33 protein-coding genes and 1 pseudogene are annotated in these 25,524 nt (G+C 67.2%); 30 read left to right on the forward strand and 4 right to left on the reverse strand.

Going from position 1 to position 25,524, the window contains the following annotated elements:
• Nucleotides 1-35: 35 nt before the first annotated feature.
• The 4 genes from rpsL (at nucleotide 36) to tuf (ending at nucleotide 4,393) form a co-directional block, all read left to right on the forward strand.
• The gene (gene rpsL, locus ACFZDE_RS10935; RefSeq protein WP_003948652.1) at nucleotides 36-407 is read left to right on the forward strand and encodes a 30S ribosomal protein S12; all 372 of its coding nucleotides are present in this window, start codon (nucleotides 36-38) and stop codon (nucleotides 405-407) included.
• A gap of 2 nt (nucleotides 408-409) precedes the next feature.
• Nucleotides 410-880, forward strand: a complete 471-nt coding sequence (rpsG, locus tag ACFZDE_RS10940) for a 30S ribosomal protein S7 (protein WP_003992340.1) — start codon at nucleotides 410-412, stop codon at nucleotides 878-880.
• Between the two features lie 39 nt (nucleotides 881-919).
• Entirely contained in the window at nucleotides 920-3,046 is a 2,127-nt protein-coding gene (gene fusA, locus ACFZDE_RS10945; RefSeq protein ID WP_390993087.1) for an elongation factor G, read from the forward strand.
• 153 nt (nucleotides 3,047-3,199) lie between these two features.
• Entirely contained in the window at nucleotides 3,200-4,393 is a 1,194-nt protein-coding gene (gene tuf / locus ACFZDE_RS10950) for an elongation factor Tu (RefSeq protein ID WP_030839706.1), read from the forward strand.
• Between the two features lie 22 nt (nucleotides 4,394-4,415).
• Here tuf and ACFZDE_RS10955 read toward each other — a convergent pair whose 3' ends face one another.
• The 3 genes and pseudogenes from ACFZDE_RS10955 to ACFZDE_RS10965 form a co-directional block, all read right to left on the reverse strand.
• On the reverse strand, nucleotides 4,416-4,613 hold the full coding sequence (locus ACFZDE_RS10955; protein ID WP_391199394.1) for a hypothetical protein: 198 nt from the start codon (nucleotides 4,611-4,613) through the stop codon (nucleotides 4,416-4,418).
• Nucleotides 4,614-4,691: 78 nt separating this feature from the next.
• Nucleotides 4,692-5,558: pseudogene (locus ACFZDE_RS10960) on the reverse strand (helix-turn-helix domain-containing protein).
• A gap of 212 nt (nucleotides 5,559-5,770) precedes the next feature.
• Entirely contained in the window at nucleotides 5,771-6,223 is a 453-nt protein-coding gene (locus tag ACFZDE_RS10965) for an ATP-binding protein (RefSeq protein ID WP_391199397.1), read from the reverse strand.
• A gap of 156 nt (nucleotides 6,224-6,379) precedes the next feature.
• Between ACFZDE_RS10965 and ACFZDE_RS10970 the strand changes: the two genes are divergently transcribed.
• Together ACFZDE_RS10970 and ACFZDE_RS10975 are read left to right on the forward strand one after the other, a co-directional pair.
• Nucleotides 6,380-7,258 carry a Scr1 family TA system antitoxin-like transcriptional regulator gene (locus tag ACFZDE_RS10970; RefSeq protein WP_391199399.1) on the forward strand — a complete coding sequence of 293 codons (879 nt, stop codon included), beginning with the start codon at nucleotides 6,380-6,382 and terminating at the stop codon, nucleotides 7,256-7,258.
• Nucleotides 7,255-7,437, forward strand: coding sequence for a DUF397 domain-containing protein (locus tag ACFZDE_RS10975; RefSeq protein ID WP_391199401.1), 183 nt, complete (start codon nucleotides 7,255-7,257; stop codon nucleotides 7,435-7,437). Before ACFZDE_RS10970 ends, ACFZDE_RS10975 begins: the two co-directional genes overlap by 4 nt.
• Here the strand turns inward: ACFZDE_RS10975 and ACFZDE_RS10980 are convergent.
• Nucleotides 7,434-8,705, reverse strand: coding sequence for a S41 family peptidase (locus tag ACFZDE_RS10980; protein ID WP_391199900.1), 1,272 nt, complete (start codon nucleotides 8,703-8,705; stop codon nucleotides 7,434-7,436). The two genes, ACFZDE_RS10975 and ACFZDE_RS10980, sit on opposite strands and share 4 nt — an antisense overlap.
• A 246-nt stretch (nucleotides 8,706-8,951) precedes the next feature.
• On the opposite strand from ACFZDE_RS10980, the gene ACFZDE_RS10985 reads away from it, so the two are divergent.
• The 24 genes from ACFZDE_RS10985 to rplR all read left to right on the forward strand — a co-directional run bounded on the left by ACFZDE_RS10985 (nucleotide 8,952) and on the right by rplR (nucleotide 25,472).
• Nucleotides 8,952-9,503 (forward strand): hypothetical protein, encoded by a 552-nt coding sequence (locus ACFZDE_RS10985; RefSeq protein ID WP_391199403.1) that lies wholly within the window; start codon nucleotides 8,952-8,954, stop codon nucleotides 9,501-9,503.
• Nucleotides 9,504-9,551: 48 nt separating this feature from the next.
• The gene (locus tag ACFZDE_RS10990) at nucleotides 9,552-10,199 is read left to right on the forward strand and encodes a hypothetical protein (protein ID WP_391199406.1); all 648 of its coding nucleotides are present in this window, start codon (nucleotides 9,552-9,554) and stop codon (nucleotides 10,197-10,199) included.
• On the forward strand, nucleotides 10,199-10,666 hold the full coding sequence (locus ACFZDE_RS10995) for a hypothetical protein (protein WP_391199408.1): 468 nt from the start codon (nucleotides 10,199-10,201) through the stop codon (nucleotides 10,664-10,666). Before ACFZDE_RS10990 ends, ACFZDE_RS10995 begins: the two co-directional genes overlap by 1 nt.
• A 117-nt stretch (nucleotides 10,667-10,783) precedes the next feature.
• A complete protein-coding gene (locus ACFZDE_RS11000) occupies nucleotides 10,784-15,355 on the forward strand; it encodes a DUF6531 domain-containing protein (RefSeq protein WP_391199411.1) in 4,572 nt (1,523 codons plus the stop codon).
• A gap of 6 nt (nucleotides 15,356-15,361) precedes the next feature.
• Nucleotides 15,362-15,904, forward strand: a complete 543-nt coding sequence (locus ACFZDE_RS11005) for a barstar family protein (RefSeq protein ID WP_390993117.1) — start codon at nucleotides 15,362-15,364, stop codon at nucleotides 15,902-15,904.
• A gap of 12 nt (nucleotides 15,905-15,916) precedes the next feature.
• Entirely contained in the window at nucleotides 15,917-16,570 is a 654-nt protein-coding gene (locus ACFZDE_RS11010) for a hypothetical protein (RefSeq protein WP_391199413.1), read from the forward strand.
• 415 nt (nucleotides 16,571-16,985) lie between these two features.
• Nucleotides 16,986-17,294: a 30S ribosomal protein S10 gene (gene rpsJ, locus ACFZDE_RS11015; RefSeq protein ID WP_003948644.1), complete on the forward strand. Its 309-nt coding sequence runs from the start codon at nucleotides 16,986-16,988 to the stop codon at nucleotides 17,292-17,294.
• Nucleotides 17,295-17,311: 17 nt separating this feature from the next.
• Nucleotides 17,312-17,956 carry a 50S ribosomal protein L3 gene (rplC, locus tag ACFZDE_RS11020; RefSeq protein ID WP_030839681.1) on the forward strand — a complete coding sequence of 215 codons (645 nt, stop codon included), beginning with the start codon at nucleotides 17,312-17,314 and terminating at the stop codon, nucleotides 17,954-17,956.
• A gap of 7 nt (nucleotides 17,957-17,963) precedes the next feature.
• Nucleotides 17,964-18,620: a 50S ribosomal protein L4 gene (gene rplD, locus ACFZDE_RS11025; RefSeq protein WP_390993122.1), complete on the forward strand. Its 657-nt coding sequence runs from the start codon at nucleotides 17,964-17,966 to the stop codon at nucleotides 18,618-18,620.
• Nucleotides 18,620-19,039 carry a 50S ribosomal protein L23 gene (rplW, locus tag ACFZDE_RS11030; protein WP_030839674.1) on the forward strand — a complete coding sequence of 140 codons (420 nt, stop codon included), beginning with the start codon at nucleotides 18,620-18,622 and terminating at the stop codon, nucleotides 19,037-19,039. Before rplD ends, rplW begins: the two co-directional genes overlap by 1 nt.
• A 40-nt stretch (nucleotides 19,040-19,079) precedes the next feature.
• Complete coding sequence (rplB, locus tag ACFZDE_RS11035) at nucleotides 19,080-19,916, forward strand: 50S ribosomal protein L2 (protein WP_030839671.1); 837 nt, start codon at nucleotides 19,080-19,082, stop codon at nucleotides 19,914-19,916.
• 12 nt (nucleotides 19,917-19,928) lie between these two features.
• Complete coding sequence (gene rpsS / locus ACFZDE_RS11040; RefSeq protein WP_003992359.1) at nucleotides 19,929-20,210, forward strand: 30S ribosomal protein S19; 282 nt, start codon at nucleotides 19,929-19,931, stop codon at nucleotides 20,208-20,210.
• 42 nt (nucleotides 20,211-20,252) lie between these two features.
• Nucleotides 20,253-20,600: a 50S ribosomal protein L22 gene (gene rplV, locus ACFZDE_RS11045; RefSeq protein WP_030839668.1), complete on the forward strand. Its 348-nt coding sequence runs from the start codon at nucleotides 20,253-20,255 to the stop codon at nucleotides 20,598-20,600.
• Nucleotides 20,600-21,427 (forward strand): 30S ribosomal protein S3, encoded by an 828-nt coding sequence (rpsC, locus tag ACFZDE_RS11050; protein WP_030839666.1) that lies wholly within the window; start codon nucleotides 20,600-20,602, stop codon nucleotides 21,425-21,427. Before rplV ends, rpsC begins: the two co-directional genes overlap by 1 nt.
• A gap of 5 nt (nucleotides 21,428-21,432) precedes the next feature.
• Nucleotides 21,433-21,852, forward strand: coding sequence for a 50S ribosomal protein L16 (gene rplP, locus ACFZDE_RS11055; protein ID WP_003992362.1), 420 nt, complete (start codon nucleotides 21,433-21,435; stop codon nucleotides 21,850-21,852).
• On the forward strand, nucleotides 21,852-22,076 hold the full coding sequence (gene rpmC, locus ACFZDE_RS11060) for a 50S ribosomal protein L29 (protein WP_003974259.1): 225 nt from the start codon (nucleotides 21,852-21,854) through the stop codon (nucleotides 22,074-22,076). Before rplP ends, rpmC begins: the two co-directional genes overlap by 1 nt.
• The gene (gene rpsQ / locus ACFZDE_RS11065; protein ID WP_010036717.1) at nucleotides 22,076-22,363 is read left to right on the forward strand and encodes a 30S ribosomal protein S17; all 288 of its coding nucleotides are present in this window, start codon (nucleotides 22,076-22,078) and stop codon (nucleotides 22,361-22,363) included. Before rpmC ends, rpsQ begins: the two co-directional genes overlap by 1 nt.
• Nucleotides 22,364-22,466: 103 nt before the next feature.
• Nucleotides 22,467-22,835 (forward strand): 50S ribosomal protein L14, encoded by a 369-nt coding sequence (gene rplN / locus ACFZDE_RS11070; RefSeq protein ID WP_003992364.1) that lies wholly within the window; start codon nucleotides 22,467-22,469, stop codon nucleotides 22,833-22,835.
• A gap of 2 nt (nucleotides 22,836-22,837) precedes the next feature.
• Nucleotides 22,838-23,161, forward strand: coding sequence for a 50S ribosomal protein L24 (gene rplX, locus ACFZDE_RS11075; RefSeq protein ID WP_003992365.1), 324 nt, complete (start codon nucleotides 22,838-22,840; stop codon nucleotides 23,159-23,161).
• On the forward strand, nucleotides 23,161-23,718 hold the full coding sequence (rplE, locus tag ACFZDE_RS11080) for a 50S ribosomal protein L5 (RefSeq protein ID WP_030839657.1): 558 nt from the start codon (nucleotides 23,161-23,163) through the stop codon (nucleotides 23,716-23,718). The genes rplX and rplE overlap by 1 nt, the downstream gene beginning before the upstream one ends.
• Nucleotides 23,719-23,723: 5 nt before the next feature.
• Nucleotides 23,724-23,909: a type Z 30S ribosomal protein S14 gene (locus ACFZDE_RS11085; RefSeq protein ID WP_003948630.1), complete on the forward strand. Its 186-nt coding sequence runs from the start codon at nucleotides 23,724-23,726 to the stop codon at nucleotides 23,907-23,909.
• Between the two features lie 213 nt (nucleotides 23,910-24,122).
• A complete protein-coding gene (gene rpsH, locus ACFZDE_RS11090; protein WP_030839654.1) occupies nucleotides 24,123-24,521 on the forward strand; it encodes a 30S ribosomal protein S8 in 399 nt (132 codons plus the stop codon).
• Between the two features lie 24 nt (nucleotides 24,522-24,545).
• A complete protein-coding gene (gene rplF / locus ACFZDE_RS11095; protein WP_030839651.1) occupies nucleotides 24,546-25,085 on the forward strand; it encodes a 50S ribosomal protein L6 in 540 nt (179 codons plus the stop codon).
• 3 nt (nucleotides 25,086-25,088) lie between these two features.
• Entirely contained in the window at nucleotides 25,089-25,472 is a 384-nt protein-coding gene (rplR, locus tag ACFZDE_RS11100; protein WP_007494754.1) for a 50S ribosomal protein L18, read from the forward strand.
• The last annotated feature ends 52 nt before the right edge of the window (nucleotides 25,473-25,524 follow it).

A 25,524-nucleotide genomic window follows, 5' to 3' on the forward strand; every position in this document is an offset into this window, starting at 1 on the left:
GCTTCACCATTCGGCACACAGAAACCGGAGAAGTAGTGCCTACGATCCAGCAGCTGGTCCGGAAGGGCCGGCAGGACAAGGTCGAGAAGAACAAGACGCCCGCACTTGAGGGTTCTCCTCAGCGCCGGGGCGTCTGCACGCGTGTGTTCACGACCACCCCGAAGAAGCCGAACTCGGCCCTGCGTAAGGTCGCGCGTGTGCGTCTGACCAGCGGGATCGAGGTCACCGCTTACATTCCGGGTGAGGGACACAACCTGCAGGAGCACTCCATCGTGCTCGTGCGCGGCGGCCGTGTGAAGGACCTGCCGGGTGTTCGCTACAAGATCATCCGTGGCTCCCTCGACACCCAGGGTGTCAAGAACCGCAAGCAGGCCCGTTCCCGCTACGGCGCCAAGAAGGAGAAGTAAGAATGCCTCGTAAGGGCCCCGCCCCGAAGCGCCCGGTCATCATCGACCCGGTCTACGGTTCTCCTCTGGTCACGTCGCTCATCAACAAGGTGCTGCTGAACGGCAAGCGCTCCACCGCCGAGCGCATCGTCTACGGCGCCATGGAGGGTCTGCGTGAGAAGACGGGCAACGACCCGATCATCACGCTGAAGCGCGCGCTGGAGAACATCAAGCCGACCCTTGAGGTCAAGTCCCGCCGTGTCGGTGGTGCGACGTACCAGGTTCCGATCGAGGTCAAGCCCGGTCGCGCCAACACGCTCGCGCTGCGCTGGCTGGTCGGCTACTCGCGCGCCCGTCGTGAGAAGACGATGACCGAGCGCCTGCTCAACGAGCTTCTCGACGCGTCCAACGGCCTCGGCGCCGCTGTGAAGAAGCGCGAGGACACCCACAAGATGGCCGAGTCCAACAAGGCCTTCGCGCACTACCGCTGGTAGTCGCTACCCACATCGAGACCGAGAGAAGACTGAAGCCTTATGGCTACCACTTCACTTGACCTGGCCAAGGTCCGCAACATCGGGATCATGGCCCACATCGACGCGGGCAAGACGACCACCACCGAGCGGATCCTGTTCTACACCGGTGTGTCTTACAAGATCGGTGAGGTCCACGACGGCGCTGCCACCATGGACTGGATGGAGCAGGAGCAGGAGCGTGGCATCACGATCACGTCTGCTGCGACCACCTGTCACTGGCCGCTCGAGGACAACGACTACACCATCAACATCATCGACACCCCGGGTCACGTCGACTTCACCGTCGAAGTGGAGCGCTCCCTGCGCGTGCTCGACGGTGCCGTGACGGTGTTCGACGGTGTCGCCGGTGTCGAGCCGCAGTCCGAGACGGTGTGGCGTCAGGCCGACCGCTACGGCGTGCCCCGCATCTGCTTCGTGAACAAGCTGGACCGTACCGGCGCCGAGTTCCACCGCTGCGTGGACATGATCTCGGACCGCCTGGGCGCCCAGCCGCTGGTCATGCAGCTGCCGATCGGTGCCGAGGCGGACTTCAAGGGCGTCATCGACCTCGTGACGATGAAGGCCCTGGTCTGGTCGGCCGAGGCGACCAAGGGCGAGATGTACGACACCGTCGACATCCCGGACACCCACGCCGAGGCTGCCGAGGAGTACCGCGGCAAGCTGCTCGAGGCCGTCGCCGAGAACGACGAAGAGCTGATGGAGCTGTACCTGGAGGGCACCGAGCCCACCGTGGAGCAGCTCTACGCCGCGATCCGTCGTATCACCATCGCGTCCGGCAAGGGCGGCGGCACCACCGTCACCCCCGTGTTCTGCGGCACCGCGTTCAAGAACAAGGGCGTTCAGCCCCTGCTCGACGCGGTCGTGCGTTACCTGCCCACCCCGCTCGACGTCGAGGCCATCGAGGGCCACGACGTCAAGGACCCGGAGCAGGTCATCGCGCGCAAGCCGTCGGAGGACGAGCCCCTCGCCGCGCTGGCGTTCAAGATCATGAGCGACCCGCACCTCGGCAAGCTCACCTTCGTCCGCGTGTACTCCGGCCGCCTGCTGTCCGGCACCGCCGTGCTGAACTCGGTGAAGGGCAAGAAGGAGCGCATCGGCAAGATCTACCGCATGCACGCGAACAAGCGTGAGGAGATCGAGTCGGTGGGCGCCGGCGACATCGTCGCCGTGATGGGTCTGAAGCAGACCACGACCGGTGAGACGCTGTCCGACGACAAGAACCCGGTCATCCTGGAGTCCATGGACTTCCCGGCGCCGGTCATCCAGGTCGCCATCGAGCCCAAGTCGAAGGGCGACCAGGAGAAGCTGGGCGTCGCGATCCAGCGCCTCGCCGAGGAGGACCCGTCGTTCCAGGTCCACTCGGACGAGGAGACGGGCCAGACCATCATCGGTGGTATGGGCGAGCTGCACCTTGAGGTGCTGGTCGACCGCATGCGCCGTGAGTTCAAGGTCGAGGCCAACGTCGGCAAGCCGCAGGTCGCCTACCGCGAGACGATCCGCAAGGCCGTCGAGCGCGTGGACTACACCCACAAGAAGCAGACCGGTGGTACCGGTCAGTTCGCCAAGGTGCAGATCGCGATCGAGCCGATCGAGGGCGGCGACGCCTCGTACGAGTTCGTGAACAAGGTGACCGGTGGCCGCATCCCGAAGGAGTACATCCCTTCGGTGGACGCCGGTGCGCAGGAGGCCATGCAGTTCGGCATCCTCGCCGGTTACGAGATGACCGGCGTGCGCGTCACCCTGATCGACGGTGGCTACCACGAGGTCGACTCCTCCGAGCTGGCGTTCAAGATCGCCGGTTCGCAGGCCTTCAAGGAGGCCGCACGCAAGGCCAGCCCCGTGCTGCTCGAGCCGATGATGGCCGTCGAGGTCACCACGCCCGAGGACTACATGGGTGAGGTCATCGGCGACATCAACTCCCGCCGTGGTCAGATCCAGGCCATGGAGGAGCGGGCCGGTGCCCGCGTCGTGAAGGGCCTCGTGCCCCTCTCGGAGATGTTCGGCTACGTCGGAGACCTCCGCAGCAAGACGTCGGGTCGCGCAAGCTACTCGATGCAGTTCGACTCCTACGCCGAGGTTCCCCGGAACGTCGCCGAGGAGATCATCGCGAAGGCCAAGGGCGAGTAACGCACCGCGTCTACACGCCGTAGGCTTGACTCCGGTGCTCAGGGGCATTCCGCCGCAATCGTGGTGAGAATGCCCCGAGGCCCGGGCTTTCCAGCAAAGATCACCTGGCGCCGATGAGTAAGGCGTACCAGAACCACTCTCAGGAGGACCCCAGTGGCGAAGGCGAAGTTCGAGCGGACTAAGCCGCACGTCAACATCGGCACCATCGGTCACATCGACCACGGTAAGACGACCCTCACGGCCGCCATTACCAAGGTGCTGCACGACGCGTACCCGGACCTGAACGAGGCCTCGGCCTTCGACCAGATCGACAAGGCTCCTGAGGAGCGCCAGCGCGGTATCACCATCTCCATCGCGCACGTCGAGTACCAGACCGAGACGCGTCACTACGCCCACGTCGACTGCCCCGGTCACGCGGACTACATCAAGAACATGATCACGGGTGCGGCGCAGATGGACGGCGCCATCCTCGTGGTCGCCGCCACCGACGGCCCGATGCCGCAGACCAAGGAGCACGTGCTCCTGGCCCGCCAGGTCGGCGTTCCGTACATCGTCGTCGCCCTGAACAAGGCCGACATGGTGGACGACGAGGAGATCCTGGAGCTCGTCGAGCTCGAGGTCCGTGAGCTCCTCAGCGAGTACGAGTTCCCGGGCGACGACCTGCCGGTCGTCAAGGTCTCGGCGCTCAAGGCTCTCGAGGGCGACAAGGAGTGGGGCAACTCCGTCCTCGAGCTCATGAAGGCCGTGGACGAGAACATCCCGCAGCCCGAGCGTGACGTCGACAAGCCGTTCCTGATGCCGATCGAGGACGTCTTCACGATCACCGGTCGTGGCACCGTCGTCACCGGTCGTATCGAGCGTGGTGTCCTCAAGGTCAACGAGACCGTTGACATCGTGGGCATCAAGCAGGAGAAGACCACCACCACGGTCACCGGCATCGAGATGTTCCGCAAGCTGCTCGACGAGGGCCAGGCCGGTGAGAACGTCGGTCTGCTCCTCCGTGGCATCAAGCGCGAGGACGTCGAGCGCGGCCAGGTCATCATCAAGCCGGGCTCGGTCACCCCGCACACCGAGTTCGAGGCGCAGGCCTACATCCTGTCCAAGGACGAGGGTGGCCGCCACACGCCGTTCTTCAACAACTACCGCCCGCAGTTCTACTTCCGTACGACGGACGTGACCGGCGTGGTGACCCTCCCCGAGGGCACCGAGATGGTCATGCCGGGTGACAACACCGAGATGAAGGTGGAGCTCATCCAGCCCGTCGCCATGGAGGAGGGCCTGAAGTTCGCCATCCGTGAGGGTGGCCGGACCGTGGGCGCCGGCCAGGTCACCAAGATCAACAAGTGAGTCTTCGGACTGGCTTGAGGGTCTACTGACCTGAGTGGCTCGAAAGGGCCCGTACGACTTCGGTCGTGCGGGCCCTTTTGCTTTCGGCCTTGCTTTCGACCTCGGCGAGGAAGTTTGTGGGTGCCGGGCGGGCGGCTCCTTCGAGGGCCGCGCGCAGGGCGTCAGGAGTCTGCTGGGGGCGGGGGATCAGCTCGTGTCCGTGGTCGGCCTGCGTGCTCATCGTGTCCACCTCCAGGAACGCCCAGGCTGTCCCGCCCGACGGCAGGGGAGCGGGAGACCCGGGCGGCAGTTGTTTCGTTCATGCGATTTCCAGCAGGTTGGCACGGCCGGAGCGGCAGTCGCGGCACCGGCCGGGTTCCTGGGCGCGGAACGCGCGGTCGCAGCCGTCGCAGGTCTGGAGGGGGTGACGGGTGGGCGGCGGGGGTGCCTGCGGTGAGGCGAAGGGCGGTGGGGGTGGCAGCTAGGCTGTGAGGCGGTGGGCCAGGAGGGCGGCCGGGCGATGCAGGGGCTCCGGTGGCAGGTCCGTCGTCAGGGCGTGCCGTACGGCGGCCGGGGAGACGTCGCGTTCCAGCCAGGCGGCGACACCCGGGGCGAGGTGGGCGGTGTCGCAGCCAGAGAGGAGGAGGCGGGTGTCCTCGCGGCGGAGGCCGGTGAGGAGGTCCGTGGCCTGCTGGAGGAGGGCGGGGGCCGGGTATGCCGGGCGCGGTACCGCGGGGAGTGCTTTGCCGCCGGGCTGTCTTGTCCGCTTCCTCGGGGCGGGGCCAGGGGCCTCCGTACCGCTGTGACCCGGCTGATTGCAGGAGGTCGTGCGGGTGATGATCCGGCCGTCCGGGACGCGCTCGCGGGTGCGGCGCAGGTAGCCGTGCGTCTCCAGCTCGCGCAGGGCCGCGGCGATGCGGGTCGTGCCCTCCGGGAAGCGGGCGGCGAGGGACTTGATGTCGACGCGGGCGCCCGACGGGAGCGACTGGATGTGCACCGACAGCCCGATCGCGAGCAGGGAGAGTTCCGGGTGCTGGGCCAGGTGGTTGCCGATCACCGTGAAGCGGGTGGTGTGGCGGGCGTTGTTGTGCACCAGGCCGGAGTGGGGATGCCGCCGGTTCGGGTGCTTCTTTCCGGCAACCCGGGTGTGGGCGTGCGAGGGCACGTTAGGGTTCTGCGTATCCATCAGGAAGGTCTCTTCTTCCTCGGTGGTCAGGCCCTCGCACTGGGATTGCCGTCCCGGCGGGGGCCGTCGCATGTCTGCGGTTGTGTCGTGACGTGTTGCGCTGAGCGTAGGGCAGGCAAGGACCCCCGAATCCAGTTGAGTTGGTGATGTTCACTCGCGAGGGTGAGGCAGCCCCGCGGCTGGGAGGAGGGGTGGGGTTTGGTCGGGTTCTTTCACCCTTGTGGTCCTTGGAGGAGGGCGCCTGTGCCGCCGGAGCACGGACTTTCGGGTTTCGGTGCGAGGTCGAGTTCCGCCCAGACCGTCTTGCGGGGTGGCAGGCCCCGGGTGACGCCCCAGCGGTCGGCGAGTGCGTCGACCAGGAGGAGCCCCAGACCGGGGCGGGCTGTCGGCAGGCGGTCAGCGCGCGTGTCCGTCACCTCGATGCGGAGGGTGTCGGCGACGACGTAGAGGAGCAGGCGGAAGTCGCGGCTGGGGGTTCGGCCGTGCGTCGCCGCGTTGGTCGACAGCTCCGCGATGACCTGACACGCGGGGTCCAGCGGCAACCCCCAGGAGCGCAGTTGTTCGGCGGCGAGGAGCCGGGCCAGCCGGGCGCCGCGCGGGGTGGGGGAGAGCTGGAGGCTGAAGTTGCGGACCGGGGTGCGGAGTTCGGGGGAGTTCTGCTTCACGTCACTCAGCGTGGCTGTCCGCGCTTACCGTGAACAGTGACTCAGCGGGTGCGTACGGTGACTGTCCGGTGCTTGTCCGGCGTTGTCCGGGCTGTCGGGGCCGGGCGTACGGGTAGGGCGCTGGGGCGTGGTCGTACGACGGCGGAAGGGTGCGGGATGACGGCGGTCGAGGCGGACTCGGAGCGGCTCAAGGGCGCGGCGGACGAACCGGGTTGGGAGGTCGATCCCGACGATGAGTGGGGCGTCGCGGTCATCACCACGGTGGGACGGCAACTGAAGCTGCGGCGTGAGGCGGTGGGGATGCGGGCCGCGGAGTTCGGGGCGGCGGTGGGGTACGGCGAGGACATGGTCTACAAGATCGAGGGTGGGAAGCGGATCCCTCGGCAGGACTATCTGGTCAGGGCGGATGAGGTGCTGGGGGCGGGTGGGCTGATCGCGGCGGCTTGGGAGGACGTGAAGAAGGTCCGGTATCCCAAGAAAGTGCGTGAGCTTGCCAAGTTGGAGGGGCAGGCGGTGGAGATCGGGGTGTACGAGTGCAACAGCATCCATGGGCTGTTGCAGACGCCGGAGCATGCGCGGGCTCTGTTCGAGTCGTGGCAGCCGTCCTACTCGCCGGACGACATCGATCGAATGGTGGCCGCTCGTCTGGCCCGGCAGGCGGTATTCGAACGCGACCCCGCTCCCTCAGTCCATTTCGTCCTGGAAGAGGCACCGCTACGCCGACACGTCGGGGGCACAATGGTGTGGCGGCAGCAGCTCGAACGTCTGCTGGAGGTGGGGCGCTTGCACAACGTCACGCTTCAGGTGATGCCGACGAACAGCGACGCTCATCCAGGGCTGGATGGCCGGATTGAGTTGCTGAAGTTCCCGGACGGTACGGCAGTGGGTCGCGCTGACGGCCTGTACAACGGCCGACCTGTCTCTGAGCCGAGGCAACTCCGCATCCTGGAGCTGCAGTATGGGACCCTCCGGGCGCAGGCTCTCCCACCCCGGGAGTCGCTGGCCTTTGTCGAGACACTGCTGGGAGAGACATGATCCGCAACGCTGAACTGGCTTGGTTCAAGAGCAGCTACAGCAGCGGTACCAACGGCGAGTCCTGCGTCGAGATCGCCATAGCCCCCCACACCGTCCACGTCCGCGACTCCAAGCACACCGAAGGCCCCCGGCTCGTGCTCGCGCCGGAGGCCTGGTCGGAGTTCCTGGCCTCCTTCTAGCCGACGTTCCGCAGGATGCGCACCGCGCGGTGGAACGCCGAGTCGCGCTTCTCGGCGAACTCCTCCTTGGTGAACACCGGCTCGGTGATGTGGGGCGGAATGCCCGTGCCGTCGTAGGTCCGGCCCGACCGGTCGAGGAACTCCTCGTTCGGGAGGATCGCCGTCATGCCGTTGGGGAGGCTGCGTTCCATGACGTCGGAGAAGACACCCTGGGTCGGCTGTCCGACACGAACCGTGCCGCCCGGCCGGTCGATGAGGGCCTGCGTGAAGGTCTCACCGGCGCTGACGGTCGTGCCTGAGGTCAGTACGGCGACGGGGCCGGTGTAGCGGGGCCCGGCCGCCGGTACGACCCGGATGGGCTCGGGGCGGGTGTGCCGGTCCGGGTTGGTGGGGTGGTTGCGGGCGCGCTTGGCGTAGGCGACGTAGGGCCTGTCCGTGAGGCGCTCGGCGATGTGGATGCCGAGGGCGTCGGAGCCGCCGCCGTTGATGCGCAGGTCGATGATCAGACCCTTGAGGCGCCGGGTGCGCTCGGTGGTGAGGATCGTGTCCAGGGCCTTGTCGAGTTCGGCGAGATGGGCCGGGTACGGGGCGTCCTCGGCTGTGTAGCCGGCGAAGCCGGAGATGCGGAGGTAGCCCTGATCCGCGCGGCCGGGGAGGTCGGCGTAGGTGATACGGCCGTTGGCGAAGTCCTGGCGGTAGGGGGTGTTCCCGAGGTCGCGCTCGGTGATGAACTTCTTCACCCTGGCGTCGAGTTCGAGGGAGGGCGGCTCCGTCCCGGGTCGCACCTGGGCGAATACCTGGTCCCCGTCCAGGACGGCGACATGGGCGTCGTAGAGAGGCCGCACCATGGCGCTGAAGATGCCGAAGAGCTCCTTGCGGGTGGTGTCCGCGTGCACGCCGGGCCGGTAGCGGTCCCTCATGGCCTGCCAGTCGACGCCCTTCGCGGCGAAGAAGGGGTAGTTCTCGGCGAAGGAGTGCCAGAAGACGTCGAAGGCGGCGCGGGCGTCCTTGGGGGTGGGGCGGGTGCAGGCGGCCGGCAGTTTTTGGATCCGCCGCAGCGAGCGGTGTCCGACCGAGGTGTCGTAGCCCAGGGTGGCGCGGTTGGCGCCGGGGCCGGGCCGGACGGTCAGCGTGGTGCCGTCGGGGGTTGCGTACGTGCCGGGGCCGGTCCTCCGAGCACGGTCACCCTTGAGGCAGCTGACGGATGTCGTCTGGAACTCCTGGAGGGTGTCGCCGTCGAGGGAGAGGACGGTGCCGTAGCCATCCATGCGCCAGAGGCCGTCGGTGCCGGGCTTGCCGGGGGCGGAGGCTGCCGTGGCGGGTGCGGCGAGGGCCAGGGTGAGGGCGATGGCGGTGGCGGCGGTGGCGGTGCGCACGGATGGGTTCCCCCTGCTGTGTGGTCGGTGCCCTTACCGTGCCTGGCAGAGCGGGGGCGAGCCATCCGGTGGGCCGGAGGGCGGAGGTGGGGACAGCCCCCCGGCCGGTTCGTCACTGCCGGGCCGTGACACTGGAGCATGACTTCAGATGCGTCGCGCGACGAACTCGACCTGGACGCGATCGAGGAACTGTGCAGGTCCGCCACCCCGGGGCCGTGGCACGTCAGGGACCTCGACGAGGACCAGAACGCCGCGTTCATCGCCATGGCCAGGGAGGCGGTACCACAGCTCGTGGCAGAGGTCAGGCGCCTGCGGTGGCTCGTGGAATTCGGGGCGTGCCCCACGGCCGGCACGACAGGCACGGAGTTCGTGATGCCCCTCGACGACGAGATGCTCGCGTATTTCCGGGAGATGGTGGAGGTACTGGTGGAACGCGTCGGCATCTGCCGCGCGGAGGCGGTCGCCAGGATCAACGCGGTGTACGGGACGCGGGAGTCGGTTGCTTTCGGGGTGGGCCTGATGGGTCACGAGCTTCCGGAGTACTGGGCCTACGGGACCTACTACAGCCCGGACCACCGGGACCGTCTTCCCATTGGAGACCCGACCGCCGACGCGGACATCGACTTCGGCACCCATCCCGTCCGTCCGGCACCTCCGAAGGACTCACCGTTCTGGACGCTGGAGGAGTAGTGGCACGATGTGCGCACACGTGATCGAGCGAACGGGGAGACCGGCGTCATGGCCCGCTACATGGAGACACTGACCGTCGAGCGGGGCGGTTTCCGGATCAAGGTGCCGGAGACGTGGTGGGAGTTCGACGTGCGGCCGGAGTCGCGGGACGACTCGATCCGCCGGATGGTGAGCGAACGGGTGCGGCAGCGCCCGGAGTTGGAGCAGCACCGCGGCACCTACGTCGACTTCCTCCAGAAGGCCGCCGCGGACGCCTGGAAGTCGGGCGCGATGTACTGCGGCTGCATGGCGGAGAGCTTCGGCGGGGACACGCCGATCACGGGTTCGGTGACCGTCTCCCTCGTCGGCGGCCGCAACGAGCGCGGTGAGCCGTTGTCGAACGACCCTTCCGTCATCGCGGGCCAGCTCGCGACCAAGGAGGCGAAGCGGGAGGGCGACTCCTGGCGGAAGGTCACGACCGTCGACATCCCGGGCGTCGGCCCGGCCGCGCGCACGCACGGCATCGAGGACATCGAGGTCCCCGGTGACGCGCTCAACCGCACCGTCCGAGCCGTCCTGATGCAGACGTACATCCCGGTCCCGGGCCAGGAGGGCAAGGTCGCCCTGGTCGCCGGCAGCAGCCAGGTCCTCGACCTCGCGGACTCGTTCTTCGACATCTTCGACGCGATCACGTCGACGTTCCGCTTCACGGGCTGATGCCCCCTGGGTGGGACTGGGAGCGCGGCGAGAGTCTGCTGGCGCTCGACAGCCCCGAGGAGTGGGACGCGGCATTCGAGCGTAGCGAGGCCGGTCTCGGGACGGCAGTGATCGGCCTGGCGTTTCACTGTCCGCTGGCGGACGTGTCCCCGCGGATCGTGAAGGCGATGCGGTTGCCGGACGCCGGTGAGCGCGGGTTCGCGTTCACAGCGGCGGGACACGCGGCCAGGCTCAACGGGGAGCTGACCCCGGAGTTGTACGCGGCCCTGCGCGCCGAAGGCCCCGGCGGTTTCGCAGTGAACGCCATCGCGGACACACTCACCTTCGTGCCGTTCCGGAAGCTTCCGCCATGGTTCAGGTGGCGGTGGGTGTGCGAGGCGGTTCTGGACAAGCTCTACACCTGGTGGCTGCAGTCGGTGTACGCCGTAGAGGACGCCTGGCGGGCCGTGCGCGGACGTCGTTCCTGAAACTGATTTCGGTACTCCACACCATGAACCCCGGCTATCCGTCGAACGAATGTGCCTTGTAAGTTCACGTGTGCATACGGTTGTTGCTGTAGTGGTGCGCGTGACGGGGGTTGCGGTATGGCGGGGCACAGGCCTTCGGACTGGCATGTCCTGGACTTGGACAAGGATCCGACGCCCGGTGATCCGCAACGCGTGCGCACACTCGCGAAGCACCTGCACGACTTCGCCGACGACGTCTCCGACGCGCTGCGTCTGGTCAAGGGCATGGCGGGGGAGGGCACGCTCCTGGAGTGGGCGGGCAAGTCGGCGGATGTCTTCAAGGAGGACTTCGCGGATGTCCCGAAGAACCTCAAGAAGCTGAAGAAGTCGTACGAGATGTGCGGGGATGCGCTGGCGGACTTCTGGCCGAAGCTGGAGCGGGCGCAGTCGCTGGCGGACAAGGCCCTGCGCAAGGGCCGTGAGGCGCGCGACAGCCTTTCCTCCGCCCAGTCCCGTCTCACCTCGGCCGACTCGTGGGTGACGCGGGCCGGCAAGGAGGCGGACAAGTACAAGGACGACCCGACCGGCAGCAAGTCCGACGCCGACAAGCCCGATGAGGCCAAGGTGCGGGCCGCGACCCGGGACGTCCAGCACGCCAAGTCGGCGCAGACCAAGGCCCAGTCGGACGTCTCCGACGCGCAGGACGCGCTGGCCGCGGCGAAGAAGATGGCCGCGGACGCGCGCAAGATGCGTGACGATGCGGCCCGCGAGGCCAAGTCGAAGATCGACGAGGCCTCCGACGCGGGCATTCAGAACCGGTCGTGGTGGGAAGAGGTCGGCGACTGGTTCACCGACAACTGGGACACCATCGTCGCGGTCTGCAAGGTCGTCGTCGCGGTCGTCGGGATCGTCGCGATGATCATCGGCGGTCCGATCCTGGGCGCGATCGTGCTGATCGCGGCCGCGGTGGTGCTCGCGGACACGCTCTACAAATACTCCAAGGGGCGGGCGTCCCTATGGGATGTGGGGTTCGCGGCACTGGACTGCATACCGGGCATGAAGGGGCTGACCACGCTCGGTGGCCTCGCCAAGGGGCTCAAGGGCGGAGCGGCCGCCATGAAGGGGCTCAGGGGCGGTCTGAAAGGCATGGGGCTCGCCGTGCGCGGCTTGGGCAAGAACGCCCGCGGCATGATCGCCGACGGCGCCAAGGGCGCATACAACCGGGCCAAGAACCTCGTCCGCTCCAAGGGTAGTGACCCCATCGACATGGCGACCGGGGCCATGTACCTGCCGCAGACCGACGTGGAACTGCCAGGCCTCATGCCGCTTGCGTTCACACGCAGGGTCGCCTCCGACTACCGCTGCGGCTGGTGGTTCGGCCCGTCATGGTCGTCCTCTGTCGACCAGCGTCTCGAAGTCGACGAGGAGGGCATCGTCTTCGTCACCGAGGACGGGCTGCTGCTTCCCTACCCCCACCCCTCGCACACGCACGACCCTGTTCTGCCCGAGGCCGGGCCCCGACTGCCGTTGACGCGTCTGGACGACGGCGGCTATCGCATCGAAGACCCGCTGACCGGTACCACCCGGCACTTCACCCGCCATAGCCCTGACGGCATTGCGCTGCTGACTCGCATCACCGACCGCAACGACAACACCATCGCGCTCGACTACGACGCGTTCGGCACCCCCCTCGCGCTGCGCCACTCCGGCGGCTACCACCTCAAGATCACCACCGACCTGGGCCGGGTCACCGAACTCAGCCTCGCCGGGGCGGCCGAGGACGGCTCGGACCTCGTCGTCAAGCGCTACGGCTACACCGGCGGCAACCTCACCTCGGTCACCAACTCCTCCGGTCTGCCGCTCACATTCACATACGACGAGCGGTTGCGTATCACCTCGTGGCTGGACACGAACCACCGTCGCTATCACTACGCCTACGACGACCAGGATCGTTGTGTCGCCGAAGGTGGCGAGGCCGGACACATCGCGATCACGCTGACCTACGACGGTGCCGATCCCGCCTGGCCCGGCCACCGCGTCACCACTCTCACCACCATCGAGGGCGCTGTCTCCCGGTTCGTCGTCGACGAGCGATGCCTGGTCGTGGCCGAGATCGATCCGCTGGGCGGCAAGGTCACCACTACCTACGACGCCCATCAGCACATCACGACGACTACGGATCAACTCGGGCTCAGCACCGTCTTCGTGAACAACGCAGCGGGACAGCCGGTCGAGGTGATCCGGGCCGACGGCTCGGTCGTCCGCCTGGCCTACGACGAGCGGCAGCTTCCCACGAGCGTCACCCTGCCGGACGGCTCCTCATGGCGGTACACCAACGACGAGCGGGGAAACGTCACCGCCGTCGCCGACCCCTCTGGCGCGACCACCCACTTCGTCCGCCACACGGACGGTAGCGTCGTCACGGTCCGGGACGCGTCGGGTCGTACCTCCACCTACGAGAACAATGCCTCCGGTCTCCCACTGGCAATGACCGACGGCCTGGGCAACACCACGCGCTACACGTACGACTCCTTCGGCCGGGTGACCGCGGTGTCCGACCCGCTCGGCCACGCGACCCGCCTGAAATGGACCACAGAGGGCCTCCTGGCCCACCGCACCTATCCGGACGGGTCGTACGAGAGCTGGGAGTACGACGGCGAGGGCAACTGCGTCCGCCACGTCGACGCTGTGGGACAGACCACCACATTCGAATACACCCATTTCGACCGGCTCAGCGCGCGCATCGGACCGGACGGTGAGCGATACACGTTCACGCACGACACCCAGCTCCGCCTCGCCCAGGTGACCAACCCGCAGGGCTTGACCTGGAATTACACCTACGACCTGGCCGGGCGACTCCTCGCCGAGTCCGATTTCGACGGTCGCACGGCCCGCTACGCCTACGACGCGGCAGGCCGTATGACCACCCGGGTCAACGCCCTCGGCCAGAGCATCCGCTACCAGCGGGATGCGCTGGGGCAGATCACCGTCAAGGACGCGGATGGCAGGGCCACCGACTACACGTACTCGGTGAGCGGTTCACTGACCTCGGCGGTGAGCCAGGACAGCAGTCTGACCGTGGAACTCGACGTGGTCGGCCGTCGCATCAGGGAGACCGTCGATGGGCGGACCATGCGCTTCGCCTACGACGCCGCCGGCAATCGGACGCTGCGCGTCACCCCCTCGGGCGCCCGCAGCACGTGGGAGTACGACGCCGCAGGACGCACCGCCCGGCTCGGCACGGCGGGTCACACGATCGACTTCGTGCACGACGCGGCAGACCGCGAAGTGATCCGCCGCATCGACGGCGCGCTCACACTCACTCGCGGCTATGACAGCCTCGACAGGCTTGTCACGCAGGCGAGCACGGCCCCCGGAGACCGCCGGGTCGCGGAGCGTTCCTACATCTACCGCCCCGACGGCGCCCTCCTAGGTGTTCAGGACTCCCGCACGGGCGGCAGGCGTTTCGATCTCGACGCCCAGGGCCGCGTCACCGCGGTGCACGCGGCGGGCTGGAGCGAGCGCTACGCCTACGACTCCGCGGGCAACCAGACCGAGGCTGCCTGGCCCGCACAGCATCCGGGCCATGAGGCCACCGGGCCGCGCGAGTACACAGGTATGCGGCTGAGGCGGGCAGGCGCCGTTCATTACGAGTACGACGGGCAGGGGCGCGTGGTGGTACGCCGCAAAACCCGGTTGTCCCGCAAACCCGACACCTGGCGGTACGAGTGGGACGCCGAGGACCGCCTCACCGCCGTCACCACACCGGACGGCGTCCGATGGCGCTACACCTACGACCCACTGGGCCGGCGGTCCGCGAAGCTCCGACTCGACGCCGACGGCGCCACCGTCCTGGAGCGCACCGTCTTCGCCTGGGACGGCAACACGCTGTGCGAGCAGACCACGGAGCAGCACGACGCGGGCCGCCACACCACGCTCACCTGGGACCACGAGGGGCATTCCCCCCTGAGCCAGGCCGAACGCATCTGGGCGGCCGAGGCACCCCAGGACACCATCGACGAACGCTTCTTCGCCATCGTCACGGATCTGGTCGGCACACCGACCGAGCTCGTTTCCTCGGACGGGGAGGTCGCCTGGCACACCCGGTCGACTCTCTGGGGAACCACCGCCTGGAATCGTGATGCGCGTGCACACACCCCGCTGCGCTTCCCCGGCCAGTACCACGACCCGGAGACCGGATTCCACTACAACCACCATCGGCACTACGACCCTGAGACCGCCCGCTACACGAGCCCCGATCCGCTCGGTCTGCTCCCCGCGCCCAATCCGGTCGCGTACGTCCGCAACCCGCATACCTGGTCCGACCCCCTGGGGCTCGCGCCCCTGTGTCATCAGCATGGAGGCGACACGGGCAGCCCGGACGGGGCCGGCTTGTTGCCGGGTCCGGCGCCCCAGAGCGCCGTGGACATGCTGAACAAGGTGAACGCCCGGCCAGGGGGTATCGGAAAAGTCGACGGATACCATGGCAATGCGAACTGGGGTAACAACAAGTCCGCACTTCCTGGGGGCAAGTACAAGGAATGGGACGTCAACGCCAAGGTCGACCTCCCGCAGTGCAGTGCTCCGGGGTGCGGGAAGGAAATCAGAGGCCCTGAACGCCTTCTGACTCCGAAAGACGGAGCTGGGCCCGCCTATTACACACCGGACCATTACGGAACGTTCTACTACGTCGGCGAATTTACAGGGTGATTCAGGATGACCGGTTTTGAGATCACGGGGACTTCGGAACCCTGGGCCGTTTTCGTTCCCCAGGGGGAAGCCCGGGTCCATCAGCAGCTGTCAAAGCTCGAGACCGAGGGTGGACGCATCTACCGCTTCGACTCCAGCGACCTCACGACAGAGGAGGGGATCCACCGTTCGTTTGCCGAAACACTGAAGTTCCCCGGGTACTTCGGCAGGAACTGGGACGCCTTGGTGGACTGCCTGGACGACCTGTGCGGTGAGGTGACGGGTGGAGTCGGGATCGCGGGCCTCGTCCAGGACGCGGATCGGCTTCTGGAAGCGGAGCACTTCCCCCTGTTCGTATCAGTCCTCTGCCAGGGCGCGGACCGTGCGAATTCTGCGGTGGATCTCGATGGTTTCCCTCTGGACAGGCCTGCGATCGCTGAGCATTTCGTTTTCGAGTTCCGTGACTTCGATCGCGAGAAGGTCGCATCGCGGATTGAGCAACCCGATTTGATCGTCACCACCGGGGACGGGTTCGTTGCTGCCGCTCTCGACCCCGACGAATGGCATTGAGAACGGACGGGCATGGATCCAGCACCCCTGGCGCGAGCGGTCTTCGCCGCCCTGGGGGGCATCGTGGAGATCGGTGCCGTCCACTCCACCGGAACCTGGCTGCTCCCCGACGTCTCGGTCGGGGCGTTTCTCGAACCCCGGCAGGACGATCTGCGCCGTCTCCTGGAGGGCGTGCGCGTGGTCGGCCGGTTCTCCGATGAGGTCATGGCCGTCGCCGGCGAGCTCGGGTACTTCGCGGACCACGAGGTGTCCCCGGCCTCCCTGCTGCTGTGGTCCGATGGGATCGTCGGCCTGCCCGACCCCGTGGAGCGGCTGGAGGAACCCGAGCTGGTGCGGCGCATGTGCCGTATCGGTGCCGATCTGCAGCTGACCCGGCTGCTTCAGGCCCTGGTCACCGCCGCCCTCGCCGCCGGCACCGAGTCGGGCGAGGGAGCCACGGGGATCGTGGGGATACTCCGTGTCGCATGCGGCCTCGCCGAACCGACAGACGCCCGTACCACCCCCGCCGGCGTCCACCGCATCTGGCGCGTCGCCCACCTGCCCAGCATCCTGCGCCCGGCATCCGACGCGCCCGAGTGGGGGAAGGCAGGCCACCGCTCCTACGACGCAGAGCTGGAGCGGCTTCTGCGAGGGGAGCCGCCCGGGGGCGTCCGGCCTTGGGTTTGACCTGCGTCACCCCCGGGGTATTCTCCTCGGCTCGATTGGCGTCGGGCCTGCCCCATATGGCAGACTGTCCGAGTTGCTCGGTCGAGTGTTGATGCTGCGCGCCTCCCGCCGGGAGGACCGGAAGCGAGTCCCACAGTACTCGTCGCCCTAACTGTCATTACGGCAGCGCTGGGGCGGACGTACGGGAATCTTTCGGGAAGTGTCAGTGCGGCACCGGCCAGGCACCCGGTGGGCCTTCGCCCCCGGTCTGCGGTTCCGGAAGGGCCGTGTGCATTCCCAGCAGGGATGTTCGAACAAGGGACATCTGTGTCAGCGGGAGCGCGACACGCCCGACCGCGTGGGTCGGAGGAACGAAGGCAGCAGAAGGAATCCACCGGGTTCCAGAGCGTTAGAGAGACAGGACTACTGAGTAGCCATGGCGGGACAGAAGATCCGCATCCGGCTCAAGGCCTACGACCACGAGGTCATCGACTCTTCGGCGAAGAAGATCGTCGAGACGGTGACGCGCACTGGTGCGTCGGTCGCGGGCCCGGTGCCGCTGCCCACTGAGAAGAACGTGTACTGCGTCATCAAGTCGCCGCACAAGTACAAGGACTCGCGCGAGCACTTCGAGATGCGCACGCACAAGCGCCTGATCGACATCCTCGACCCGACCCCCAAGACCGTTGACTCTCTGATGCGACTCGACCTCCCGGCCGGTGTCGACATCGAGATCAAGCTCTGAAGGCCGGTGATCTGAGAATGGCTAAGCAGATCAAGGGCATCCTGGGCGAGAAGCTCGGCATGACGCAGGTGTGGGACGCGAACAACCGTGTTGTTCCGGTCACCGTCGTCAAGGCCGGCCCCAACGTCGTCACCCAGGTCCGCACGAACGACGTCGACGGCTACGAGTCCGTCCAGATCGCGTTCGGCGAGATCGACCCGCGCAAGGTGAACAAGCCCCTCAAGGGCCACTTCGCCAAGGCCGACGTCACTCCCCGCCGCCACCTCGTCGAGATCCGTACCGCTGACGCCAGCGAGTACACCCTCGGCCAGGAGATCACCGCCGAGGTGTTCGAGGCCGGCCTCAAGGTCGACGTGACCGGCAAGAGCAAGGGCAAGGGCTTCGCCGGTGTCATGAAGCGTCACAACTTCAAGGGCCTCGGCGCCGGACACGGCACCCAGCGCAAGCACCGCTCGCCCGGTTCCATCGGTGGCTGCGCCACCCCGGGCCGCGTGTTCAAGGGCCTCCGCATGGCGGGTCGCATGGGCAACGAGCGTGTCACCACCCAGAACCTGACCGTCCACGCCGTTGACGCGGAGAAGGGTCTGCTGCTCATCAAGGGCGCGGTTCCCGGTCCGAACGGCGGCCTCGTCCTGGTCCGCACCGCGGCCAAGGGGGCCTGAGGTACCGATGAGCACTGTTGACATCCTTTCGCCTGCAGGCGAGAAGACCGGTAGCGTCGAGCTCCCCGCGGAGATCTTCGGCGTGGAGAAGATCAGCATCCCGCTGATCCACCAGGTCGTCGTCGCGCAGAACGCCGCTGCCCGTCAGGGCACGCACAAGACCAAGCGTCGCGGTGAAGTCCGCGGTGGCGGCAAGAAGCCGTACCGCCAGAAGGGCACCGGCCGCGCCCGTCAGGGCTCGACCCGCGCGCCGCAGTTCGCCGGTGGTGGCGTCGTGCACGGTCCCGTGCCGCGTGACTACTCGCAGCGGACCCCGAAGAAGATGAAGGCCGCGGCCCTGCGCCACGCCCTCACCGACCGGGCCCGCCACAACCGCATCCACGTCGTCTCCGGCGTCGTCGAGGGTGACAACCCGTCGACGAAGGCCGCCAAGACGCTGTTCGGCAAGATCTCGGAGCGCAAGAACCTGCTCCTGGTCGTCGACCGCGCCGACGAGGCCGCGTGGCTGTCCGCCCGCAACCTGCCCCAGATCCACATCCTGGAGCCGGGCCAGCTGAACACGTACGACGTTCTCGTCTCGGACGACGTGGTCTTCACCCAGGCCGCCTTCGAGTCCTTCGTGTCCGGCCCGAAGGCCAATGACACCGAAGGGAGCGAGGTCTGATGGCTATCCGTCACCCCGCTATCGCCTCCAAGGCGGCGAAGAAGGCCAAGGCCGCGCGCGTCGCCAAGGCGCGCCGCCACGCCACCGAGGGCAAGAACACCGTCGAGACCCCGCTGAGCAAGTCCTTCACGGACCCCCGTGACGTGCTGCTCAAGCCGGTCGTCTCCGAGAAGAGCTACGCGCTTCTCGACGAGGGCAAGTACACGTTCGTCGTGGACCCGAGCGCCAACAAGACCCAGATCAAGCAGGCCGTCCAGGCGGTCTTCTCGGTCAAGGTCACCGGGGTCAACACGATCAACCGCCAGGGCAAGCGCAAGCGGACCCGCACCGGCTTCGGCCAGCGCGCGTCCACCAAGCGCGCGATCGTGACCCTCGCTGAGGGCGACCGTATCGACATCTTCGGCGGTCCGACCGCCTAAGGGCGGTCCGGATCGTCCGATATCGGACGAGGACTGAGAAATGGGAATCCGCAAGTACAAGCCGACTACGCCGGGCCGTCGCGGCTCCAGCGTCGCCGACTTCGTCGAGGTCACGCGGTCCACGCCGGAGAAGTCGTTGGTCCGCCCCCTGCACAGCAAGGGTGGCCGTAACAACTCCGGTCGTGTGACCGTCCGCCACCAGGGTGGTGGCCACAAGCGCGCCTACCGCGTGATCGACTTCCGTCGTCACGACAAGGACGGCGTGCCGGCGAAGGTCGCGCACATCGAGTACGACCCCAACCGCACCGCGCGCATCGCGCTGCTGCACTACGCCGACGGCGAGAAGCGCTACATCCTCGCCCCGCGCAACCTGCAGCAGGGTGACCGCGTCGAGAACGGTCCCGGGGCCGACATCAAGCCGGGCAACAACCTTGCCCTGCGCAACATCCCGGTCGGTACCACGCTGCACGCCATCGAGCTGCGTCCGGGCGGCGGCGCGAAGTTCGCCCGCTCCGCCGGCGCCTCCGTGCAGCTGCTCGCGAAGGAGGGCTCCATGGCCCACCTGCGCATGCCGTCCGGTGAGATCCGCCTGGTCGACCAGCGCTGCCGCGCCACGGTCGGCGAGGTGGGCAACGCCGAGCAGAGCAACATCAACTGGGGTAAGGCGGGCCGTAAGCGCTGGCTGGGCGTTCGCCCGACCGTGCGTGGTGTGGTCATGAACCCGGTGGACCACCCGCACGGTGGTGGCGAAGGCCGTACCTCGGGTGGTCGTCACCCGGTGTCCCCCTGGGGCAAGAAGGAAGGCCGTACTCGTTCGCCCAAGAAGGCGTCGAACAAGTACATCGTCCGCCGCCGCAAGACGAACAAGAAGCGCTAAGGACGGGTTGAGATGCCTCGTAGCTTGAAGAAGGGGCCCTTCGTCGACGACCACCTGATCAAGAAGGTGGACGCCCAGAACGAAGCCGGCACCAAGAACGTCATCAAGACCTGGTCCCGTCGCTCCATGATCGTGCCGGCCATGCTCGGCCACACGCTCGCGGTGCACAACGGCAAGACCCACATTCCGGTGTTCGTCACCGAGTCGATGGTCGGCCACAAGCTCGGCGAGTTCTCGCCGACGCGCACCTTCCGGGGTCACGTCAAGGACGACCGGAAGTCGAAGCGCCGCTAAGCGCGGGGTGGAATGACCATGACAGACACTGGAAGGACAACCATGGAAGCCAGGGCCCAGGCGCGGTACATCCGCGTCACGCCCATGAAGGCCCGCCGCGTGGTGGACCTCATCCGTGGCCTGAACGCCACGGAGGCTCAGGCGGTCCTGCGTTTCGCCCCGCAGGCCGCGAGCCAGCCGGTCGGCAAGGTGCTTGACAGCGCCATCGCCAACGCCGCGCACAACTACGACCACACCGATGTCGACAGCCTCTTCGTCTCCGAGGCCTACGTCGACGAGGGCCCGACCCTGAAGCGGTTCCGGCCGCGTGCCCAGGGCCGCGCCTACCGGATCCGCAAGCGGACCAGCCACATCACCGTGGTCGTCAGCAGCAAGGAAGGAACCCGGTAATGGGCCAGAAGGTAAACCCGCACGGGTTCCGGCTCGGTGTCACGACCGACTTCAAGTCGCGTTGGTACGCCGACAAGCTGTACAAGGACTACGTCAAGGAAGACGTCGCCATCCGTCGGATGATGACGTCCGGCATGGAGCGCGCCGGCATCTCGAAGGTTGAGATCGAGCGCACCCGTGACCGCGTGCGGGTGGACATCCACACCGCTCGTCCGGGCATCGTCATCGGCCGCCGTGGCGCCGAGGCCGACCGCATCCGCGGTGACCTCGAGAAGCTCACGGGCAAGCAGGTCCAGCTGAACATCCTCGAGGTCAAGAACCCCGAGACCGACGCTCAGCTGGTTGCCCAGGCCGTCGCCGAGCAGCTCTCCTCCCGCGTCTCCTTCCGCCGCGCCATGCGTAAGAGCATGCAGTCGGCGATGAAGGCCGGCGCCAAGGGCATCAAGATCCAGTGCGGTGGCCGCCTCGGTGGCGCCGAGATGTCCCGCTCGGAGTTCTACCGCGAGGGCCGCGTGCCCCTGCACACGCTCCGCGCGAACGTGGACTACGGCTTCTTCGAGGCCAAGACGACCTTCGGCCGCATCGGCGTGAAGGTCTGGATCTACAAGGGCGACGTCAAGAACATCGCCGAGGTCCGCGCCGAGAACGCCGCGGCCCGTGCGGGTAACCGCCCGGCCCGTGGTGGCGCCGACCGCCCGGCCCGTGGTGGCCGCGGTGGCGAGCGTGGCGGGCGCGGTCGTAAGCCGCAGCAGGCTGCCGGCGCCGAGGCCCCCAAGGCCGAGGCTCCCGCCGCCGCTCCGGCTGAGAGCACCGGAACGGAGGCCTGACCGTCATGCTGATCCCCCGTAGGGTCAAGCACCGCAAGCAGCACCACCCCAAGCGCAACGGCATGTCCAAGGGTGGCACGCAGGTTGCGTTCGGCGAGTACGGCATCCAGGCGCTGACCCCGGCCTACGTGACGAACCGCCAGATCGAGGCGGCTCGTATCGCGATGACCCGCCACATCAAGCGTGGCGGCAAGGTCTGGATCAACATCTACCCGGACCGCCCCCTCACCAAGAAGCCCGCCGAGACCCGCATGGGTTCCGGTAAGGGTTCTCCTGAGTGGTGGATCGCCAACGTCAAGCCCGGACGTGTGATGTTCGAGCTGTCGTACCCCAACGAGAAGATCGCGCGCGAGGCCCTGACCCGTGCGGCTCACAAGCTGCCGATGAAGTGCAAGATCGTCAAGCGCGAGGCAGGTGAAGCGTGATGTCGGCCGGTACCAAGGCGTCTGAGCTGCGCGAGCTGGGCAACGAGGAGCTTCTCGCGAAGCTCCGCGAGGCCAAGGAAGAGCTGTTCAACCTCCGCTTCCAGGCGGCGACGGGTCAGCTCGAGAACCACGGTCGGCTCAAGGCCGTCCGCAAGGACATCGCGCGGATCTACACCCTGATGCGTGAGCGCGAGCTGGGCATCGAGACGGTGGAGAGCGCCTGATGAGCGAGAGCAACGTGACTGAAGAGACCAAGACGGACCGCGGTTTCCGCAAGACCCGCGAGGGCCTGGTCGTCAGCGACAAGATGGACAAGACCGTCGTCGTCGCCGTCGAGGACCGCGTCAAGCACGCGCTGTACGGCAAGGTCATCCGTCGTACGAACAAGCTCAAGGCCCACGACGAGCAGAACGCCGCGGGTGTCGGCGACCGTGTCCTCCTCATGGAGACCCGGCCGCTGTCCGCGACCAAGCGCTGGCGCGTCGTCGAGATCCTCGAGAAGGCCAAGTAATCCCTCCTAGGGGGACCCCCTAGGAATCGTTCCGCCAGGCTCGGGGCGGGTGTGCAAGTGTCGCAGCCCGCCCCGGGAACCGGCAGACAATCAGGAGATAGACGTGATCCAGCAGGAGTCGCGACTGCGTGTCGCCGACAACACTGGTGCGAAGGAAATCCTTTGCATCCGTGTGCTCGGCGGCTCGGGTCGCCGCTACGCGGGTATCGGTGACGTCATCGTCGCCACCGTCAAGGACGCGATCCCCGGTGGCAACGTGAAGAAGGGTGACGTCATCAAGGCGGTCATCGTTCGCACCGTCAAGGAGCGCCGCCGTCCGGACGGCTCGTACATCCGCTTCGACGAGAACGCCGCCGTCATTCTCAAGAACGACGGCGACCCTCGTGGCACCCGTATCTTCGGCCCGGTCGGCCGGGAGCTGCGCGAGAAGAAGTTCATGAAGATCATCTCCCTCGCGCCGGAGGTGCTGTGAGCATGAAGATCAAGAAGGGCGACCTGGTTCAGGTCATCACCGGTAAGGACAAGGGCAAGCAGGGCAAGGTCATCGCGGCCTTCCCCCGTGAGGACCGCGTCCTGGTCGAGGGTGTCAACCGGGTCAAGAAGCACACCAAGGCCGGTCCGACGGCTCGCGGTTCGCAGGCCGGCGGCATCGTCACCACCGAGGCGCCGATCCACGTCTCCAACGTCCAGCTGGTCGTGGAGAAGGACGGCAACAAGGTCGTGACCCGCGTCGGTTACCGCTTCGACGACGAAGGCAACAAGATCCGCGTTGCCAAGCGGACGGGTGAGGACATCTGATGACGACCACCACCAGCCCGCGTCTGAAGCAGAAGTACCGTGAGGAGATCACGGGCAAGCTGCGTGACGAGTTCAAGTACGAGAACGTCATGCAGATCCCCGGTCTCGTCAAGATCGTGGTCAACATGGGTGTGGGCGACGCCGCCCGCGACTCCAAGCTGATCGAGGGCGCCATCCGCGACCTCACCACGATCACCGGTCAGAAGCCGGCCGTCACCAAGGCCCGCAAGTCCATCGCGCAGTTCAAGCTGCGTGAGGGCCAGCCGATCGGTGCCCACGTCACCCTGCGTGGCGACCGCATGTGGGAGTTCCTGGACCGCACCCTGTCGCTCGCGCTGCCGCGCATCCGCGACTTCCGCGGCCTGTCCCCCAAGCAGTTCGACGGCCGTGGCAACTACACCTTCGGTCTCACGGAGCAGGTCATGTTCCACGAGATCGACCAGGACAAGATCGACCGCACCCGGGGTATGGACATCACCGTGGTGACCACGGCGACCAACGACGCTGAGGGCCGCGCGCTCCTTCGTCACCTCGGCTTCCCCTTCAAGGAGGCGTGAGCGAGATGGCGAAGAAGGCTCTGATCGCTAAGGCTGCTCGCAAGCCCAAGTTCGGTGTGCGTGGCTACACCCGCTGCCAGCGCTGCGGCCGCCCGCACTCCGTGTACCGCAAGTTCGGCCTCTGCCGCGTGTGCCTTCGTGAGATGGCTCACCGTGGCGAGCTGCCGGGCGTGACCAAGAGCTCCTGGTAAATCCCCCTTCAGGGATTCCAGAGGCTCTCGGTAAGCAATGGGCGTGTCAGGCGCCCCGCTCTCCATGGCTTAGGCTTGGAGGGTTGGGCGCCTGACAGTCGCCCGTACGACTTACTACGCCGTAGGTCCACCGCGCCGCACCCGTCCCGTCTCGGATCGGGGAGAGGGATGGCGCACCAGGAAACCCCGGCGAGAGAGGCCACAGGCCAATTCATGACCATGACTGATCCGATCGCAGACATGCTGACGCGTCTGCGGAACGCGAACTCGGCGTACCACGACTCCGTGACGATGCCGGCGTCCAAGATCAAGTCGCACATCGCGGAGATCCTCCAGCAGGAGGGCTTCATCACGGGCTGGAAGGTCGAGGACGCCGAGGTCGGCAAGAACCTCGTCCTGGAGCTGAAGTTCGGCCCCAACCGTGAGCGCTCCATCGCGGGCATCAAGCGGATCTCCAAGCCCGGTCTCCGGGTGTACGCGAAGTCCACCAACCTGCCGAAGGTTCTCGGCGGCCTGGGCGTGGCCATCATCTCCACGTCTCACGGGCTCCTGACCGACAAGCAGGCGCAGAAGAAGGGCGTGGGTGGGGAAGTCCTCGCCTACGTCTGGTAACTCGGGAACGGAGGAGAGACAGCAATGTCGCGTATCGGCAAGCTCCCCATCCCGGTTCCCGCCGGCGTGGACGTCACCATCGACGGCCGTACGGTCGCGGTCAAGGGCCCCAAGGGCGAACTGACCCACACCGTCATCGCGCCGATCGACATCGCCAAGGCCGAGGACGGCACCCTTCAGGTGCTGCGGCCCAATGACGAGCGGCAGAGCAAGGCCCTGCACGGCCTGTCCCGCACGCTGGTGGCGAACATGATCACCGGTGTGACCACGGGATACGTCAAGAAGCTCGAAATCAGCGGTGTCGGTTACCGTGTCGTGGCCAAGGGCTCCAACCTGGAGTTCTCCCTGGGCTACAGCCACCCGATCCTGGTCGAGGCCCCTGAGGGCATCACCTTCAAGGTGGAGTCCCCGACCCGTTTCTCGGTCGAGGGCATCGACAAGCAGAAGGTCGGCGAGGTTGCGGCCAACATCCGCAAGCTGCGCAAGCCCGACCCGTACAAGGCCAAGGGCGTCAAGTACGAGGGCGAAGTCATCCGCCGCAAGGTCGGAAAGGCGGGTAAGTAAGCCATGGCATACGGACAGAAGATCCTCAAGGGCGACGCCTACAAGCGCGCCGCGATCAAGCGCCGCCACATCCGGATCCGTAAGCACATCAACGGTACGGCGGAGCGTCCGCGTCTGGTCGTTACCCGCTCGAACCGCCACATCGTGGCCCAGGTGATCGACGACATCAAGGGTCACACCCTGGCGTCGGCGTCCACCCTGGACACCTCGATCCGCGGTGGCGAGGGCGACAAGTCCGCGCAGGCCAAGCAGGTCGGCGCCCTGGTCGCCGAGCGCGCCAAGGCCGCCGGCGTCGAGGCCGTCGTGTTCGACCGCGGTGGTAACCAGTACGCGGGGCGCATCGCCGCCCTGGCGGACGCCGCCCGCGAGGCCGGGCTCAAGTTCTGAGTCGCCCGTCGCGTCAGCGACCAAAACGTTGGCGCGTAGCTAGCGGAAACAG

The sequence above is a fragment of the Streptomyces sp. NPDC007929 genome (assembly GCF_042959065.1).
Taxonomy (GTDB): Bacteria; Actinomycetota; Actinomycetes; order Streptomycetales; family Streptomycetaceae; genus Streptomyces.

Excerpts from the sequence above, each read along its gene's own strand:
- rpsG (WP_003992340.1), top strand. The coding sequence starts at position 410 with ATGCCTCGTAAGGGCCCCGCCCCGAAGCGCCCGGTCATCATCGACCCG.
- fusA (WP_390993087.1), top strand. The coding sequence starts at position 920 with ATGGCTACCACTTCACTTGACCTGGCCAAGGTCCGCAACATCGGGATC.
- ACFZDE_RS10955 (WP_391199394.1), bottom strand. The coding sequence starts at position 4,613 with ATGAGCACGCAGGCCGACCACGGACACGAGCTGATCCCCCGCCCCCAG.
- ACFZDE_RS10970 (WP_391199399.1), top strand. The coding sequence starts at position 6,380 with ATGACGGCGGTCGAGGCGGACTCGGAGCGGCTCAAGGGCGCGGCGGAC.
- ACFZDE_RS10975 (WP_391199401.1), top strand. The coding sequence starts at position 7,255 with ATGATCCGCAACGCTGAACTGGCTTGGTTCAAGAGCAGCTACAGCAGC.
- ACFZDE_RS10980 (WP_391199900.1), bottom strand. The coding sequence starts at position 8,705 with ATGGATGGCTACGGCACCGTCCTCTCCCTCGACGGCGACACCCTCCAG.
- ACFZDE_RS10985 (WP_391199403.1), top strand. The coding sequence starts at position 8,952 with ATGACTTCAGATGCGTCGCGCGACGAACTCGACCTGGACGCGATCGAG.
- ACFZDE_RS10990 (WP_391199406.1), top strand. The coding sequence starts at position 9,552 with ATGGCCCGCTACATGGAGACACTGACCGTCGAGCGGGGCGGTTTCCGG.
- ACFZDE_RS10995 (WP_391199408.1), top strand. The coding sequence starts at position 10,199 with ATGCCCCCTGGGTGGGACTGGGAGCGCGGCGAGAGTCTGCTGGCGCTC.
- ACFZDE_RS11000 (WP_391199411.1), top strand. The coding sequence starts at position 10,784 with ATGGCGGGGCACAGGCCTTCGGACTGGCATGTCCTGGACTTGGACAAG.
- ACFZDE_RS11005 (WP_390993117.1), top strand. The coding sequence starts at position 15,362 with ATGACCGGTTTTGAGATCACGGGGACTTCGGAACCCTGGGCCGTTTTC.
- ACFZDE_RS11010 (WP_391199413.1), top strand. The coding sequence starts at position 15,917 with ATGGATCCAGCACCCCTGGCGCGAGCGGTCTTCGCCGCCCTGGGGGGC.
- rpsJ (WP_003948644.1), top strand. The coding sequence starts at position 16,986 with ATGGCGGGACAGAAGATCCGCATCCGGCTCAAGGCCTACGACCACGAG.
- rplC (WP_030839681.1), top strand. The coding sequence starts at position 17,312 with ATGGCTAAGCAGATCAAGGGCATCCTGGGCGAGAAGCTCGGCATGACG.
- rplD (WP_390993122.1), top strand. The coding sequence starts at position 17,964 with ATGAGCACTGTTGACATCCTTTCGCCTGCAGGCGAGAAGACCGGTAGC.
- rplW (WP_030839674.1), top strand. The coding sequence starts at position 18,620 with ATGGCTATCCGTCACCCCGCTATCGCCTCCAAGGCGGCGAAGAAGGCC.
- rplB (WP_030839671.1), top strand. The coding sequence starts at position 19,080 with ATGGGAATCCGCAAGTACAAGCCGACTACGCCGGGCCGTCGCGGCTCC.
- rpsS (WP_003992359.1), top strand. The coding sequence starts at position 19,929 with ATGCCTCGTAGCTTGAAGAAGGGGCCCTTCGTCGACGACCACCTGATC.
- rplV (WP_030839668.1), top strand. The coding sequence starts at position 20,253 with ATGGAAGCCAGGGCCCAGGCGCGGTACATCCGCGTCACGCCCATGAAG.
- rpsC (WP_030839666.1), top strand. The coding sequence starts at position 20,600 with ATGGGCCAGAAGGTAAACCCGCACGGGTTCCGGCTCGGTGTCACGACC.
- rplP (WP_003992362.1), top strand. The coding sequence starts at position 21,433 with ATGCTGATCCCCCGTAGGGTCAAGCACCGCAAGCAGCACCACCCCAAG.
- rpmC (WP_003974259.1), top strand. The coding sequence starts at position 21,852 with ATGTCGGCCGGTACCAAGGCGTCTGAGCTGCGCGAGCTGGGCAACGAG.
- rpsQ (WP_010036717.1), top strand. The coding sequence starts at position 22,076 with ATGAGCGAGAGCAACGTGACTGAAGAGACCAAGACGGACCGCGGTTTC.
- rplX (WP_003992365.1), top strand. The coding sequence starts at position 22,838 with ATGAAGATCAAGAAGGGCGACCTGGTTCAGGTCATCACCGGTAAGGAC.
- rplE (WP_030839657.1), top strand. The coding sequence starts at position 23,161 with ATGACGACCACCACCAGCCCGCGTCTGAAGCAGAAGTACCGTGAGGAG.
- ACFZDE_RS11085 (WP_003948630.1), top strand. The coding sequence starts at position 23,724 with ATGGCGAAGAAGGCTCTGATCGCTAAGGCTGCTCGCAAGCCCAAGTTC.
- rpsH (WP_030839654.1), top strand. The coding sequence starts at position 24,123 with ATGACCATGACTGATCCGATCGCAGACATGCTGACGCGTCTGCGGAAC.
- rplF (WP_030839651.1), top strand. The coding sequence starts at position 24,546 with ATGTCGCGTATCGGCAAGCTCCCCATCCCGGTTCCCGCCGGCGTGGAC.
- rplR (WP_007494754.1), top strand. The coding sequence starts at position 25,089 with ATGGCATACGGACAGAAGATCCTCAAGGGCGACGCCTACAAGCGCGCC.